At 47.9% G+C, this 16130-nt stretch carries 18 protein-coding genes; 17 read left to right on the forward strand and 1 reads right to left on the reverse strand.

The features are described from left to right. Positions 1-639, forward strand: coding sequence for a beta-phosphoglucomutase (gene pgmB / locus DWZ56_RS22130; RefSeq protein ID WP_118558800.1), 639 nt, complete (start codon positions 1-3; stop codon positions 637-639). Positions 640-776: 137 nt separating this feature from the next. On the opposite strand, the gene DWZ56_RS22135 is transcribed toward pgmB, so the two are convergent. Further along, a complete protein-coding gene (locus DWZ56_RS22135; RefSeq protein ID WP_118558801.1) occupies positions 777-1553 on the reverse strand; it encodes a PHP-associated domain-containing protein in 777 nt (258 codons plus the stop codon). Between the two features lie 266 nt (positions 1554-1819). Here DWZ56_RS22135 and rhaD point away from each other — a divergent pair, with 266 nt between their 5' ends. The 16 genes from rhaD to DWZ56_RS22215 all read left to right on the forward strand — a co-directional run bounded on the left by rhaD (position 1820) and on the right by DWZ56_RS22215 (position 15954). Next, positions 1820-2647, forward strand: a complete 828-nt coding sequence (gene rhaD, locus DWZ56_RS22140) for a rhamnulose-1-phosphate aldolase (protein ID WP_118558802.1) — start codon at positions 1820-1822, stop codon at positions 2645-2647. Between the two features lie 336 nt (positions 2648-2983). Continuing rightward, positions 2984-3496, forward strand: a complete 513-nt coding sequence (locus DWZ56_RS22145) for a hypothetical protein (protein WP_147369465.1) — start codon at positions 2984-2986, stop codon at positions 3494-3496. A 97-nt stretch (positions 3497-3593) separates the two neighbouring features. Next, the gene (locus DWZ56_RS22150) at positions 3594-4499 is read left to right on the forward strand and encodes a DUF2156 domain-containing protein (RefSeq protein ID WP_118558804.1); all 906 of its coding nucleotides are present in this window, start codon (positions 3594-3596) and stop codon (positions 4497-4499) included. Between the two features lies 1 nt (position 4500). Further along, entirely contained in the window at positions 4501-5577 is a 1077-nt protein-coding gene (locus DWZ56_RS22155; protein ID WP_118558805.1) for a GNAT family N-acetyltransferase, read from the forward strand. Between the two features lie 114 nt (positions 5578-5691). Next, entirely contained in the window at positions 5692-7206 is a 1515-nt protein-coding gene (locus DWZ56_RS22160) for an ABC transporter substrate-binding protein (RefSeq protein ID WP_118558806.1), read from the forward strand. Positions 7207-7346: 140 nt separating this feature from the next. After that, complete coding sequence (locus tag DWZ56_RS22165; RefSeq protein WP_158584696.1) at positions 7347-8915, forward strand: sensor histidine kinase; 1569 nt, start codon at positions 7347-7349, stop codon at positions 8913-8915. Continuing rightward, complete coding sequence (locus DWZ56_RS22170; protein ID WP_118558808.1) at positions 8890-9693, forward strand: response regulator transcription factor; 804 nt, start codon at positions 8890-8892, stop codon at positions 9691-9693. Before DWZ56_RS22165 ends, DWZ56_RS22170 begins: the two co-directional genes overlap by 26 nt. A 69-nt stretch (positions 9694-9762) precedes the next feature. Then, on the forward strand, positions 9763-10632 hold the full coding sequence (locus DWZ56_RS22175) for an ABC transporter permease (protein ID WP_118558816.1): 870 nt from the start codon (positions 9763-9765) through the stop codon (positions 10630-10632). Between the two features lie 15 nt (positions 10633-10647). After that, positions 10648-11538, forward strand: coding sequence for a carbohydrate ABC transporter permease (locus DWZ56_RS22180; protein ID WP_118558809.1), 891 nt, complete (start codon positions 10648-10650; stop codon positions 11536-11538). Between the two features lie 118 nt (positions 11539-11656). Continuing rightward, positions 11657-12835, forward strand: coding sequence for a glycosyl hydrolase 53 family protein (locus tag DWZ56_RS22185; RefSeq protein ID WP_158584697.1), 1179 nt, complete (start codon positions 11657-11659; stop codon positions 12833-12835). A gap of 191 nt (positions 12836-13026) precedes the next feature. After that, a complete protein-coding gene (locus DWZ56_RS22190; RefSeq protein WP_118558811.1) occupies positions 13027-13770 on the forward strand; it encodes an NAD-dependent protein deacylase in 744 nt (247 codons plus the stop codon). Continuing rightward, positions 13767-13961, forward strand: a complete 195-nt coding sequence (locus DWZ56_RS22195) for a DUF951 domain-containing protein (protein WP_118558812.1) — start codon at positions 13767-13769, stop codon at positions 13959-13961. The genes DWZ56_RS22190 and DWZ56_RS22195 overlap by 4 nt, the downstream gene beginning before the upstream one ends. Before the next feature lie 156 nt (positions 13962-14117). Then, on the forward strand, positions 14118-14405 hold the full coding sequence (gene rpsF, locus DWZ56_RS22200) for a 30S ribosomal protein S6 (RefSeq protein ID WP_118558813.1): 288 nt from the start codon (positions 14118-14120) through the stop codon (positions 14403-14405). A 30-nt stretch (positions 14406-14435) separates the two neighbouring features. Beyond that, the gene (locus tag DWZ56_RS22205; RefSeq protein WP_118558814.1) at positions 14436-14891 is read left to right on the forward strand and encodes a single-stranded DNA-binding protein; all 456 of its coding nucleotides are present in this window, start codon (positions 14436-14438) and stop codon (positions 14889-14891) included. A gap of 26 nt (positions 14892-14917) precedes the next feature. Next, a complete protein-coding gene (gene rpsR, locus DWZ56_RS22210; protein ID WP_118558815.1) occupies positions 14918-15178 on the forward strand; it encodes a 30S ribosomal protein S18 in 261 nt (86 codons plus the stop codon). Between the two features lie 257 nt (positions 15179-15435). Next, on the forward strand, positions 15436-15954 hold the full coding sequence (locus DWZ56_RS22215) for a CarD family transcriptional regulator (protein WP_243095428.1): 519 nt from the start codon (positions 15436-15438) through the stop codon (positions 15952-15954). Positions 15955-16130 lie beyond the last annotated feature (176 nt).

Below are 16130 nucleotides of genomic sequence, written 5' to 3' on the forward strand. Positions count from 1 at the left end.
ATGAATTACCATACGGTGATATTTGACCTGGACGGAGTGATCTGCCATACGGACCACTACCACTATCAGGCGTGGAAAAGGATTGCGGACAGTCTGGGGATCGAGTTTAATCAGAACATCAATAACCGGCTGCGGGGTGTGAGCCGCATGGACAGCCTGGAAATAATTCTGGAGAAGTATGAAGGGGTTCTGACGGCAGAGGAAAAAGAGCGTCTGGCCGCCGAGAAAAATGAATATTATAAGGAACTGCTCAAGGAGATGACGCCCGATGATTTGAGCTGTGAAGTCAAAGACACTTTGGAAGAGCTTAAGCGCCGTGGGATCACGCTGGCCATCGGATCGTCCAGCAAAAACACGAGATTTATATTAAGCCGGCTGGGGCTGGCGGATTTCTTTGACGCTGTCAGCGACGGCAATAATATCAGCAGGTCTAAGCCGGACCCGGAGGTGTTTTTAAAGGCGGCAGAATTTGCCGGGGCAGATCCTGCCGGCTGCCTTGTGGTGGAGGATGCCAGAGCGGGCGTGGAGGCGGCAAAGGCCGCAGGCATGGACTGCGCCGCTATCGGGGACGCTGCGGACTGCGGCATCGCGGACTATTCCATGAAGGAATTTTCAGAACTTAAAAAGATTGTGTTATAGGATATACCAAGGAAAATACGGCCTATAGAACAAAAAAGCCCTCCGGGCAGGAACGCACTGCGGCGGAATGGAATGATGTCGCTGAAGCGGCCCGCCGCAGGAAAGAATCCCGCGAGCGGGATTCTTTCCTGCATGTATCAGGTTTCCTGATTGGAGAGACGGCGCCGCTTTTTCCATTTGACCAGACACGCGCTTTTATTAAAGAAATAAAAAGCATGTATGGGCACGGAATAAAGCCTTCCCAGTTTCTGCCTGGTGGTGTGCCGGTACAGCGTGCCTCCGCAGCCGGAGATCCTGCGTTCCTTTACGGCTTTTATGAGATCAGCCGCCGTGTGTACCGGCACGTCCAGTTCCGTGTAAGCGGTGCCTACGCAGGCGGACTTATGGGAATCGCTGCCTCCGAACTGCACCTTGCCGTATTTCTCCGCCAGAGCCTGTGCCTTCTCGTTGGATACGCTGCCTTCGCAGGCATTAAACGCCTCAACGAAATCAAATTTCTCTATGATACTGTCGTCCTTGCGGAAACGGCCGGTATTCATAATGCTTAAGTATTTTTCTCCGCAGGGATGCGCGGGACCTATGATGCCGCCGTGCTTATGGATCACATCGATCAGCACTTCAATGGGCAGGCCGCGCACCTCCAGGATGCGCAGCTTCAGATTGTCAGGCATGACGATGATCATGTGTCCCGCATCCCGGGTATCATATTCAATTCCCTTGATCACATCAAACCCGCTGAAGACGTCATCATATTTCAGTTCGTATTTCCATTTGCGAAAGCCGTCATAGCTGTCGTGATCCGTCACCAGCATCCCTGCAAACCCCTGTTCCTTCAGCTGGCGGATATAATCACACAGCGCGACTTTGGAATCGATGGAACCCTCTTTTACATGGCAATGCATGTCAAATTTCATAGATTACCACGACCTTTCCTAAAATATTATCTGTGCCCTGCTGCGTCCGCAGCAGAAAATGGAGGGTTATCCAATATTTATATTATACATCCAAATTGAAAAAATTGGGTGATATAATTGTAAAAAACGTTAGTAAAAACATTTGAATTCGATTATAGTTGTTTTTTGGAAATAAATAGTGTACATTAAAAGCAGTGAAGCTGTCTCCGGGAAATCAGTGGGGGACGGCAGACGGAAAGTATGGCTTAATTCTAGGAGGAAATGCGATGAGAATTCTTGAATCAAAGTTTGTACAGGGATTTATAAAGATGGCTGATGATGGGTACAAGCAGGGCTGGCATGAGAGAAACGGCGGCAACCTGTCCTACCGCCTCAAGGAGTCAGAGGTGGAGTCCATACGCGCCCGTTTAAATGCGCCCGGCGATTGGACGCCCATCGGCACCAGCGTGCCCGGCCTGGCAGGCGAATTTTTCATGGTGACCGGAACGGGAAAATATTTCCGTAACATCAGCGTGGATCCGGAGGTCTGCGTTGCAATCATAGAGCTGGACGATATCGGGGAAAATTACCGCATCCGCTGGGGTCTGGTGGAAGGCGGCGGGCCTACCAGCGAGCTGCCCACCCATCTGATGAACCATGAGGTGAAGAAACGCGTGACAGGCGGCAGGCACCGTGTGATCTATCATGCCCATACCACCAATACCATCGCGCTGACCTTTGTGCTGCCGCTGACGGATGAGGTGTTCACGAGAGAGCTTTGGGAGATGGCCACAGAATGCCCTGTGGTGTTCCCCGAAGGGGTCGGCGTGATCGGATGGATGGTGCCGGGCGGCCGGGACATCGCCATAGAGACCAGCAAACTGATGGAGAAATATAATGTGGCGATCTGGGCGCATCACGGTATGTTCTGCTCAGGGGAAGACTTTGACCTGACCTTCGGACTCATGCATACGGTGGAAAAATCCGCAGAAATACTGATCAAGGTGCTTTCCATGAGCCCCACCAAGCTGCAGACGATCACTCCGGACAATTTCAGATCTCTGGAAAAGGATTTTCATGTGGAGCTTCCGGAACGGTTTTTATATGAGAAATAAGAGCAATTAATATTTGGCGGGAATCGGGCCGGAACAAGGCCCGGTTCCGCCGCTTCTAATCTGTATTATCTTTAAGTTCTTAACATAATCCCAAAATATATTTCAATAAAATCAATCTGCATGCCGGCACTTTGCGTTCTGCAAAACCGCCGCCAAAGGTTGAGAGAATACTGGCAGAAAAGGGGCAGTTTATCATTGCAGTATTTATTTTTGTCCGATTCAGGCAGTCAAACGGCGCACCCATACGGCGGGTGCTGTTTTGATGTACCTGTTCCATCTCATTTACCCATGTCCCTGACTCTCGTATGCAGAGAAAGCGGCGGGAAAGAATATCTGATGCAACAATATAAGGAATGGCTTGACCGGGAGAGCAGAAGCGCACTGTGGGATGCAGAAGCCTGCGGCCGTATTTTCAGCGCCTGGAGCCGCATGTGGAAGGAGGCACAGCGCGGCTGCCGCAGATGGGACGGGCGGGCTGTCCTCTCCGGCGCCGCACTGCTGCTTTGTCCCGGGCGTTTTTATCTGGCGGGGGCTGGGCAGATGCGCGCCTACTCTTACTCCCGCGGCAGGCTTTCTGCACTTTACATTCCAAGGCGGGATCTGCAGACGCCCTGCTTCCTGTCCGGCCCGGAGTCGGCAGGTGAGATCTATATCCTGATGGCCGACGTGCCCGGAATCGATCGGAAGGAGCGGCGGATGATTCAGATCTTAAGCGGGATCCGGGAGCGCGCGGGAGAGGCGGAAAAACTGAGGGGGCTTTTCTGCGCTGCAGAATCCATACGTGAGCTGATCTGCCGGCCGGCCCCGGAGAGCATTTTTTATCCTGCCGCGCTTGTGATGAGGAGCTGAACTGCTCATTAAATGGTGTTTTCCTATTGAATAAAAAAAATGCCGGAGCGGATAATAAGGTTATTATAAATAGAAAGCCCGGAGGATATACAAAACTATGGAGCATCCATTTCATACCGTAACAGCCGCCGACATAGACACACTAAAAAAATATTTTCCCCTTCGCGCGCATAAGTCCTGTGACAGCGTGTTTCTGGACATGTTTTTATGGAAGGACTATTACAGGGTCCGGATTCGGGAGACAAAAGGGCGCGCCCTGGAATGGATACAGGAAGTGGACGGGAAGCTGTATGCGGGAATTCCTGTCTGTGCGCCGGAAGACCTGCCGCGCTTTTTCCTGAACACACAGGAATATTTTAACAGGGAAGAAAAGAAAAAAATGGTGGTCTATTCGGCGGATGAGGAGGCTGTGGAACTTTTAAATCTGCCGGAGAGCGGGTACCTGGTGGAGGAGAAACCGGAATATGCGGATTATCTGTACGATGCCGACGCGCTGCGCAGCCTTTCCGGAAAAAAGTACCATAAAAAGAAAAACCACGTCAACGCATTCCGGAAGGAATATGACGGGAGATTTTGTTACCGGCCTCTTAACTGCGGACAGACCGATGCAGTTGCGGAATTTTTGAGCCGCTGGAAGGAGATGCGCGGGGAGGAAACCGATGAGCAGCTGGAGGCTGAGCTGCGCGGTATAAGCGATATCCTAAAGCACTGCAGCCAGGTGCAGGCCAGGATGGCGGGCATATATGTGGATGAAACGCTGGAAGCATTTACCCTTGGGAGTTATAATGAGGAAAAGAGGATGGCCATCATTCATATTGAGAAGGCCAATCCAACTATCCGGGGGCTCTACCCCTTTATCAACCAGCAGTTTTTAATTCATGAGTTTCCGGATGCGCTTTTGGTAAACCGGGAGGATGACGCGGGAGTGGAGGGGCTGCGCAAGGCGAAGCTCTCCTGGCACCCGGTGGATATGGCGAGAAAATACAGGATAGAACAGAGGTAAGATGATCAGATATCTGGGACAGGAAGAGAAGGAAAAATCAAAAGAGCTGTGGCGTCAGGCATTTCCTGAAGAGCGCGAAGCGTATACGGAATTTTATTACCGGCAGGCAGTTTGGGGCAATCAGATCCTTGCAGAGGAAGAGGACGGGCAGGTACTCTCGATGCTCCACCGCAATCCCTACCGGATGCAGATCAGAGACACGGTGTGGCCGGTCTGCTATATCGTCGGTGTGGCGACCCGCCGGGATCACCGCAGGAGGGGGCTGATGAGAAAGCTGATGGTGCGGTGCCTGCAGGATTTATATGAGGAAGAGATCCCCATGGCCTATCTCATGCCTGCAGACCGGGCATATTACACACCGTTTGATTTTTCGGATATCACATATCACGAATTTTACCGGGGCAATCCGGAGGATGCGGGGGAATGCATGCCGGCGGACAGCACGGCACCGGAAGAGACCGCCGAGTACTGCAACCGGATGCTGGCCTGCTGGTATGAGGCCTATACGCTGCGGGATGCGTCATACTGCGAGCGCCGCCGGCAGGAGCTAAAGAGCGAAGGCGGGGACATGGAATTTCTCTGCCGGGAGGGAAAGCGCAGGGGCGTTATTTCCTATGTGCAGGACGGCGGCACATACGAGATCCAGGAGATTCTGCGGGAGCCGTCCTTTGCGGGCAGGGCTCCGGAAGAAATATTTGAACGGAAATATACGGCGCCGATCATGGGCAGAGTGACCCATGGAAAACGGTTTATGAAGCTGCTGCGGTCGGACAGGGACATTGAACTGACCATTGATCTGGAGGATTCCCTGATCCCGGGCAATACGGGACGTTATCATCTGCATGTCGGCAGGGATGCCTGCCAGGCGGTGCGTCTGCCGAAAGAGGATGAATCAGCCGGGAGCGAAGACGGGGAGATTATCCGTGTATCGCCCCAGGGCCTGACATCCCTGCTTTTCGGGCAGACCGGCGCAGGACAGCTCATGGAGGAAGGCCATGTAAAGGGCGGGGCTGCTGCTGCGGAATGCCTTGCACATCTGCGGCCGGTATCCGGGGTCTGTATCATGGAGATTGTATAGATTTCTTGTGAAGTATTGTTCGGAAATTGACAACTAACCGATCGGAATTATTCTGTACGCCGGATATTGAATCCTGTAAAATTATAAGCATAAAAACATACAGGAGGATGTGTAATGAAAAAAGGTTTAATTATTTTGGCCGCTGTGATGCTGCTAAGCGCTGCATTAGCGGGATGTTTCGGCTCCGCGGGAAGAGCGGATGCACCGGATTCGGAAACGGAAACAGGAGGAGCTGTTGAACCGTACAATGTTGTGATTTCGGTTTTTTATGTGGGCACAGTACCGAAGGATCTGGAGCTGGTGGAAGAGGCAATTAATAAAATAACCGTGGATGCGATTGACTGTACAGTTACGCTGCTTCCTATTTCCGCATCAGAGGCATCGGCCAAGTTCAGTCTGTGGGTTTCCAATGGGGAAAAAATAGATCTTATGTCCAGCTTCCCGCTAGATCTGGGTACATGCATAGCGAATAATTCTGTAGTGCAGTTGGATGATCTGTTGTCGGAACATGCACCGTATATCTCGTCCCTGGATAAACGCTATCTGGGCTCGAAATATAACGGCGGTATCTATGGGATACCTGTTATGCAGAGAACCTATGGTGCGGTAGGAGGTATTGTGGTCCGCAATGATATCATGAAGGAAGTCGGCCTGAATTATACAGAGGAAGATATTGTCGATTATGAGGATCTGGATGCAATGTTTGCCCTGGTTCATGAAAAATATCCGGAAATGATAACTTACGGTTTTGGCGGCACGCTGCTGGGCACGGCAGCAGGGTACTTTATTCCGGTTGAGAGCTTTTCTGTGGCCGGCATGGGTGCGGGCGTATTGATGAACGGCGGTGTGGATACCACGGAAATTGTGAATCTGTTTGAGACGGATGAATATAGAGAATATCTGGACTGGATGCGCAGATGGAATCAGGCGGGGTATATTTCGCCGGATGCGGCGACCACCACGGATGCTAGTGAATGGCTCAAAGCCGGGCGTGCTTTTTCGAGTGCGAACAGCATAGCGGAGCCGGGCGCTTCGGAGAGCTCCAGCCAATCCTGTGGAAGAGACGTGACAGTGTTGTATCAGCAGGAGCCAATGGTAAAGAGTGATACATATTCCGCCGCGCCGTGGATCATTCCGATTACAAGTGAACGTCCGGAAAAAGCATTGGAATTTTTGGATTTCATGTATGAGAGTAAAGAAGTCGCCAATCTGATTCAGTATGGTATCGAGGGTGTACATTACGATATGACCGATGAAGATATGATTATAAAGCTTCGTGAAGACCGGGCTTACACCAATCTGTTTGGCCTCTATGGAAATAAAATGAATGTATACATGGTGGCGCCAAACAAGAATTCTGTGTATGAGGAATCAGCAGTATTTTCCGAGAGGGCGCTGGAAAGAACTTCAACAGCAGCAGGCTACCGATTTGTGCCGGAGAATGTCACGGCAGAGCTGGCTGCGATCAGCAATGTTATGGGTGAATATATTGCAAGCCTGGAGTACGGCTTTGTAGATGTGGATACGGTTCTGCCTCAGTTTAATCAGGCTCTGAAAAATGCCGGTATCGATAAAGTCATAGCAGAAAATCAGAAACAATTTGATGAATGGCTGAAAACACAGGAATAGAAAGAAAGTTAGGGGAGCAGTGAATGCCGCATATGAATAAGAAACGCATGTATAAATCCATACGGTTTAAAATTGTGATGTTCGTATTAGGGATTTTCATTCCCCTTAATGTATTGATTTTGTTGTTAACGAATGCTCTTATGAAAGACATGGAACAGCATGTTTTTAAAAGCGAAGAAAATGCCCTGAAAATGTATCGGAACCAAATTGAGATTTACTTTGACGCCATGGAACAGTATCTTAGCGGAATCCTTATGGATTCCGCTTGGAACGGACTGAATTTCGAACGTGAAAATCAGGATTACATCATGACGAAAAACAGGCTGTGGAACAAATTAGTCAGCAATATGGAGGAGTATCCGCTGGCTGGCGCATTTTATATACATATTAAAACCAGCGATGAACGGCTTTTTGCCAGAAATGTGGAAAAACTTACCTTAGAGGAAGCGGAGGACGTAAAAGCGTGTATTTCGGATTCTGTGGGACAGCGGGTCTGGGATATCCTTGTCTGTAAGTCGGGAAATTATGTGGTAAAAAGCTTCAGCAACAGTTATATGCAGATAAGTGTTGCAGTAAAAGAAACAGAGCTGCTGAATTTATGGGACAGCGAGGGCGCGGATCTGATTTTATTATCGGACATATTGCCGATACACCAAAGAGAACTGTATCCTGGGTCTTATTTTGGTCTGGAGGAGGAATCGGAACAGTTCTATGTCCTGTGTGAACCGTACACGTCGGCAAGCTTTTCTATTGTCCGGCTGATACCGCAGTATGACATTAAGACAAGAATTTTCTACGGTTATCGACTGCTGCTTTATCTGTCCCTTATCGGACTTATTGCGGTGCCGTTTATTTATCTGGTGTTGGAAAGGATTTTATTAAGGCCCCTTCGGGAGATCGAAGCCGCAATCCTGAAAATCAAGCAGGGAAATATATCCTATCGAATTACGAAATTCGGATATTCCGTGGAATTTCAAAATATTATGAGGTCATTCAACAGGATGCTGGATCAGATTGTTGATTTGGAAAAGAAGACTTACGATCTGGAAATTGAAAAGAAAGAGGCACAATTGGATAGTCTTCGACTGCAGATCAACCCCCATCTGCTGCTGAATTCTCTTAATACGGTCTATAGCCTGGCACAGATGAAAAAGTATGACGGGATACAAACCTATGTGCTGAATCTGGTAAATTATTTTCGCTATTCCCTTCGGAATACTGAGGAGTACGTCCAGTTGGGAAAGGAAATAGATTTTATAAAATGTTATCTGGAAATACAGCGGATCCGGTATCCTGGCAGATTCTATGCGCTCTACAATATAGACGAAGAACTGTCGGCGGAGCCTGTCCCGCCGCTGATTATAGAAAATTTTGTGGAAAACAGCTCAAAGTATGCCTGGGAGGAGGACCGCCCGATTGAGATCGTTATCACGGTTAAGGCCGACGGTCATTTTCTGCGGATCTCAGTCAGCGATAACGGAAAGGGGATCGAGGAGACGATCCTTAACAAAATCAAGGCGGAACAGATAATTGAGGATAGCCGTGGCAGACATATAGGCATTTATAACTGCGTGAAGCGGCTGCGATTGTTTTATGGAGAAGCAGCTATATTTTCGGTTGCTTCCAGGCCGGGAGAAGGGACACAGGTATGGATGAAGATTCCCAGAAAGGAGCAGCATTTTGATGAACTTGTTGATAGTAGACGATGAAATCCTGACAATAGAGGGAATTATGCATGGAGTGGATTGGGACAGACTCTCCTTTGACAAGGTCTTAACCAGTTGTACGATAGATAAGGCAAGGCGCTTTTTTCAGGAATATGCCATTGATATCCTGCTGTGTGATATCGAAATGCCGGAGGGTACCGGTTTGGATCTTTTGGAATGGATACGGGACGCAGGATATAAAACAGAATGTGTTTTTCTCACTTGTCATGAGGAATTCACCTATGCTAAAAAAGCCATTGAACTGCAGAGCTTTGATTATATACTGAAACCGATTCCCTATGAGGAGCTGACGCAAAAGCTGGGACAGGTGGCGGCACGGGTGGAAAAGGACCGTCAGTCAGAGCAATATCAGGCATATGGAAAGCAATGGATCCGGGAGAAATGTTTTTCAGAGGAAAAGACAGATGAGAAAGGTACAAAGGCAATTATTGAGGAAGTAAAGAATTATATAAGGGAACATATTGGGGAGGAGCTTTCGGCCAATAAGATTGCCGGACATGTATTCATCAGTCCGGATTATTTGACAAGGATCCTGAAAAAGGAAGAATCCTGTACGTTGGTGGAATACATCACGAAGGAGCGGATGTTTTTTGCATCAGAGCTCTTAAAAACCATGGATTTCCCCACCAGTGTTGTGTCCCTTAAAGCCGGCTACAGTGATTACTGCTATTTCAGCAAAGTATTTAAAAAAATTTATGGGATTTCTCCCAGCCAGTATAAAAAGGTACATAGGCTGAATGGAGGGAAACCCCCGGTATGATACAGGGAGGTGTTTCGATTGTACCTAAAGCGAGTTGCAAAGATAAAGAAATATTTACCTATTTATTTTATGATGGTTCCGGGTATTCTGTACCTTCTTATTAATAATTACCTGCCTATGGCGGGGATTGTAATAGCATTTAAAAAGCTGGATTGGAAAAAGGGAATATTTAAAAGTGACTGGGTGGGGCTGGAAAACTTCACCTATTTATTTAAGACAGATGATGCATTTATCATGACGCGTAATACTATTTTATACAATTTGCTGTTTATTACCCTGGGGATGATCTGTGCTGTAAGCGTTGCGATTTTGCTGAATGAGATCCGCAGCAAGACGGCAAAGAAATTGTACCAAAGTCTGATTCTGCTTCCGTACTTGATGTCAATGGTTATCATCAGTTATTTGGCATATGCGATTCTAAGCAACGAGACCGGATTTCTAAATAAAAGTATTTTGCCGCTGTTTGGTATGGAACCAATCAGCTGGTATCAGGAGAAAAAGTACTGGCCGTTTATCCTGACCATCATCAATATCTGGAAGAGTGTTGGATTTTCGTGCATCATCTATTTAGCCAGCATAGTAGGTATCAATCCGGAGTATTATGAAGCGGCCAGATTGGAAGGAGCCGGCAAATGGAAACAGATCAGGTATATCACTCTGCCTCTGCTTATGCCGACGGTTATTACGATGTTCATTTTGAATATCGGAGGAATCTTCCGTTCGGATTTTGGCTTGTTTTATCTGGTTCCAAGAGGATCGGGTATCTTAAATTCAGTGACTCAGACGATTGATACATATGTGTACAAAGGTCTTATGCAGCAGGGAAATCTCTCCATGTCCTCGGCGGCAGGTGTTTACCAGTCTGTAGTTGGATTTATTACCATACTGGCATCCAATGCTCTGGTGAGAAAATTGGATAAGGAAAGTGCATTGTTTTAGAGAGGAGTAGAGTCTATGTTAAACTATAGAGGAGACAGAACTGCGCGGCTGATTGCAAACATTGTGATGACAGTGCTTAGCGTATGCGCGCTGCTGCCTTTCCTGCTGCTTGTGGGCGCATCGTTTACAGAAGAAAAAGCGGCTGTATTGAACGGATTTTCCATCATCCCATCGCAGTTCGGGCTGGGGGCTTATCAGTATATCCTTAAAGAATTTGGAACCATCGGAAGAGCATACCTGATTACCATTGTAGTAACCGTGGTTGGAACTGCTCTTAGTATGACCATTACTACCCTTATGGCCTATGCTCTGACAAAAAGGGTGCCTGGGGTCAAGATATTGAATTTTCTGGTGATCTTTACCATGCTCTTTAACGGCGGACTGGTTCCCACCTATTATGTTTATTCAAATATTCTCCGAGTCAAGGATACGATTTGGGCCTTGATCGTCCCGGGCTTGCTGATGAACGCATTCAGCATTATGCTGGTGAAGAACTATTTTCGAACTGCTATACCTAAGGAGCTGCTGGAAAGCGCCAAAATGGACGGAGCAGGGCAAGCTACAGTGCTGACTAAGATTGTACTGCCCTTATCCACGCCAATTCTGGCAACAATCGGTATCAATTCAGCACTTGCTTATTGGAATGACTGGACGAATGGGCTTTATTATCTGACGGATGCCAGACTGTTCAGCCTCCAAACGATACTGAATAAAATTAATGAAAATGTTCAGTTTTTAGCAAACAACAGTGACAAACTTTCGGGAATTGTAAATACGTCGGATCTGCCAACCACAACCATGCGCATGGCAGTGGCGGTGATTGGGATCCTGCCTGTTGTATTTATCTTTCCGTTTTTTCAAAAGTACTTTATTAAGGGCATTACCATAGGAGCGGTCAAGGGATGAGTGTACTTTCACAAAGACACAGAGTCCGGCGTTTTTAAAGCGGAAGGCAACATCATAGTATGCGTTAAGCGAGTGTATCATGGCTCCGGCAGGGGCGATAGAAAGACGAGGGAATAATATGGAAACATTTAATAAAACTGCGGTGCCGTTTCGCGTTGCACTGGGATTAGGGCAGGGAATCGATATAGGGCTTTCAAAGGGAATTATCTATCAGATCGGAGAAGAGAAGGCAACAACGATGAAGGAATTACAGAAGATGTATATCGGTGCCGGCTCAACGGAGATGTATGTGAGGATTGCCACGAAACGGTATAATGATGACGACACTTATCATGCAAGGATCCACAACCTGGAGACCAGCCTGGAGTATTGCCGGGTTGCAGCGGCTCTGGATCAACCGATCAATCCGGAAATAATGTGTGCTCATACCTATATGGATGCCAGCATACAGCAGGCCCCGGATTTCAGGGATTATCCTGAAATCTCAAAACCGGACAAGGAATGGAGTGAATATTCTTTGGAGGAGATGTGCAGTGTGCTGGAACAGTACGGGGAGCTGGTTGCCCGGGAGGTTTTGGCGACGGGATGCAGAGTGGAATATTGGAATTTAGGAAATGAGGCCAACTATGGGTTCGCCGGTGTTAACTTGGGTCTGAAAACCGCAGTGAATCCGAAATTGTGCAGGCTGGACAGCCATATTGAAATGGAACGTGTTGATATGGAGCATGTTGATGTGTATTTTTTCAAAGAAAATATCTGGAAGTATAACGGGCAAATGATGGCGTCATTGGCAAAAGGAATAAAGAAAGCGCATCCGGGAGCTAAATTTGGAAGTCATATAGCCGGTCTGTTCGATGCGCCCACCAGCGTTGCCTACTTCAAAACTTTGCTGGAGAATGGAGTGGAACTAAGTCAGGCGGGGATCAGCATTTATCCTACTATGAATCTTGCAGAGATATATCACGACTATATCGGGATAATGAAGAAGGTGATCAGGGCGATCGTGGATGAATGCGGTCTGCCGGTGTTTGTAGCAGAATACGGATACCCATCCAGGATTATGGGAGGATTTGCATGGAATCAGCCAGTCAAAGGATATGAGCTGACGGCGGAGGGACAAGCCCGGTTTACGGCTGATTTTATTGCATGGTTGAAAGAATATGGAGGAAGCGGGATTCGTCCGTGGGCGCCGGATCTGCTGGGCTGGGATCCGGGCTGGGAGCCTATGTCCCTGTTTTCTTATGACGGACAAACGAAAATTGCATCGGCAAAACCTGTGATTGAATGCTTCAAATGAAAGAATGTCCGTTCACAGCCGGCAGGTAAAAGGAATCTCGCGTAGCAATGAGATGCCGTGAATTTGTTGTGAAAGTGCTTAAAATGTGCTAGAATAAGCCCATACAAATGTTTTTGAAAAACGTAGAGTGTAAGCATACGCAAGTGTGCGTATGTCATTAACCTGCGGTTTTATGACATAGGAGGGCGGGCATGGACGCAAAGAGTCAATTGAAGAAATGGGTGGAAGAGGGCCGCAGCATTGTCTTCTTCGGCGGCGCCGGCGTTTCCACCGAAAGCAATATTCCGGATTTTCGCAGCGCGGACGGTTTGTATAATCAGCAGTATAAATATCCTCCGGAAACCATCATCAGCCACAGCTTTTATCTTAGGGAGCCGGAGGAATTTTTCCGATTTTACCGCAACAAGATGCTGTATCTGGACGCAAAACCCAATAAGGCGCATCTGGCGCTGGCTTCACTGGAGAAAGCGGGAAAGCTAAAGGCGGTGATCACTCAGAACATAGACGGCCTGCATCAGGCCGCAGGCAGCAGAGAAGTGCTGGAGCTGCACGGCAGCGTACACCGCAATACCTGCAGCCGGTGCGGAAAATTTTATGATGCCGCCTTTGTAAAAAACGCGGACGGCGTGCCCAAATGCGAATGCGGGGGGACGGTGAAACCGGATGTGGTGCTTTATGAGGAATGCCTGGATACGAAGGTGATGCAGAAAGCGGTACAGTATATTGAACATGCGGATGTGCTGATTGTGGGCGGCACCTCACTGACCGTTTACCCCGCAGCGGGCCTGATTGAGTACTATACGGGCAGCAGGCTGGTGCTGATCAACAAGAGCGCCACGCCCATGGACAGCCGTGCGGATCTGATTATAACAGAACCCATCGGGGAGGCGCTTGGCATGTTCCTGAATGAAGAGGATCTGGAGGCAATGCGATGACACAATTTGAAGTAGGGGATATTGTAAAGCTTAAAAAACCTCATCCCTGCGGCAGCAGCGAATGGGAAGTGCTCAGGGTGGGCATCGATTTCCGCCTCAAATGCATGGGCTGCGGCCATCAGATCATGGTCAGCCGCAAGCTGGTGGAAAAGAACTGCCGCCAGGTGCGAAAGCCGGACGGGGGGCAGTGAACAGTAACCGACCGTTACAGTTTTTTGCCACAACCGAAAGAAAATCCTTGCAAATTCTGGATTCCTATGATAAACTAACTATTCGTGATATATTATAATTATCCTTGTTCCCTGTGAAAATCAGGGGGCCAGAGACCAAAAGGAGGTACGAGAAGCATGAACAAATACGAATTAGCGTTAGTATTAAATGCTAAACTCGAAGATGAACCCAGAGCAGCCGCAGTCGAAAAAGTGAAGGAATACATCGCTCGTTTCGGCGGTACTGTAACCAACATTGATGAATGGGGTAAGAGAAGACTGGCTTACGAAGTTCAGAAGATGAGAGAGGGCTTTTACTATTTCATCCAATTCGAGTCCGATTCCACATGCCCGAACGAGCTGGAGCACCGCGTGCGGATCATGGAGCCGGTTATCAGATATTTGATCGTTAAACAGGAAGCATAATCCTATCAGCAGAAAGATACAGGTGATCGTATGAATAAAGTGATTTTAGTTGGCAGACTGACAAGAGATCCTGAAGTGCGTTATTCACAGGGTGAGCGCCAGATGGCAATCACCAGATATACGCTGGCTGTGGACAGGCGTGGCCGCAGAAGTGCGGGAGGCGATGAGCAGCAGACAGCTGATTTCATTCCATGCGTGGCATTTGACAGGGCAGGTGAATTCGCGGAGAAGTATTTCCGTCAGGGAATGCGCGTTGCCGTCAGCGGCAGGATTCAGACTGGCAGCTACACAAACAGAGACGGTCAGAAGGTTTATACGACTGAGGTCATAATTGATGATCAGGAATTCGCCGACGGAAAGAACTCGGGCGGCGACATGGGCGGCGGCTATAGCCCGGCGCAAAGACCTGCTCCCAGCAGCGCTGTGGGCGACGGTTTCATGAATATTCCGGATGGAGTGGAAGACGAGGGCCTTCCCTTTAACTAGAGGAAATTAAACAGGAGGTTATGGAAATGGCTGTGAATAACAGAGACAGAGCGGATTCCGGCAAGAGAAGAATGGGCCGCAGAAGAAAAAAAGTTTGCGTGTTCTGTGGTGAGAAAAACGCAGTAATTGACTACAAGGACGTGAATAAATTAAAAAGATATGTATCTGAAAGAGGTAAGATTCTTCCCAGAAGAATCACCGGCAACTGTGCAAAGCATCAGAGAGCTCTGACTGTTGCGATCAAGAGAGCAAGACATATCGCTTTAATGCCTTATACAATGGATTAATTTAAACGGCATGACAGGATGTCTCCGAAACCTTATAACGGTTTCGGGGACATTTTTGATTTAACGGGCGCTTGTATAAAAATATATGTGCATAATATACAAATATGTTTGCCTTATATATTGGGAAATATAACGAAAATACCTTCCTTACAGCGAAATCACTGACATTTTGCCCATAAAAGTGGTAAAATGGAACTATGTTCAGAAGAAGGTATAGTTTATGGATATTTAAAGTAAATCGGACGGGAGGCTGCCGGATGAATATGTTTCAAAAAGGCGATTTTGTAGTTTACGGTACGGTAGGGGTCTGCAGAGTGGAGGATATCACGACGCTGGATATGGAAGGCGTTTCCAGAGATAAGCTGTACTATATGCTGCACCCCTGGTACAAAGAAAACAGCACGGTATATACACCGGTTGACAATGAAAAAGCGGTGATCCGCAGCGTGCTGGACAGAGAGACTGCCTTGAACCTGATTGAGGAGATACCCGCTCTGGAATGCTTTGAGACAGACAATGACAAGCAGCGGGAGGAAGAATACAAGAAAGCCCTGAAAAGCTGTCAGTGCAGGGAATGGGTCCGCCTGATAAAGACTTCTTATCTAAGGGCCATGGACCGGATCGCGCAGGGAAAGAAAACCACCATGGTGGATGATAAATATTTTAAGAAAGCGGAAGAGGAGCTTTACGATGAGCTTTCCGTTTCTCTCGGAATCCCTGTGGACCGGGTGAAGGAATATATACAGGACAGGATCGAGGGAAAACTAATAAAGTAAAACTGCTGTAAAGCGGAGACTGCCCCGCAGGCGGATGGATAGCCATCCACCTGCGTTTTTTTTATTTCATTTGAAAGAAATCATATAATCATTGTTCGGGTGTACGGGAAGTTGTTACTGTTTACACGCTGCCGATAAAGCAGCGTATGAGAGGGCAGGGTATGGTCCTCATAGGG

It is taken from the genome of Lachnotalea sp. AF33-28 (genome assembly GCF_003477885.1).
Taxonomy (GTDB): Bacteria; Bacillota; Clostridia; order Lachnospirales; family Lachnospiraceae; genus AF33-28.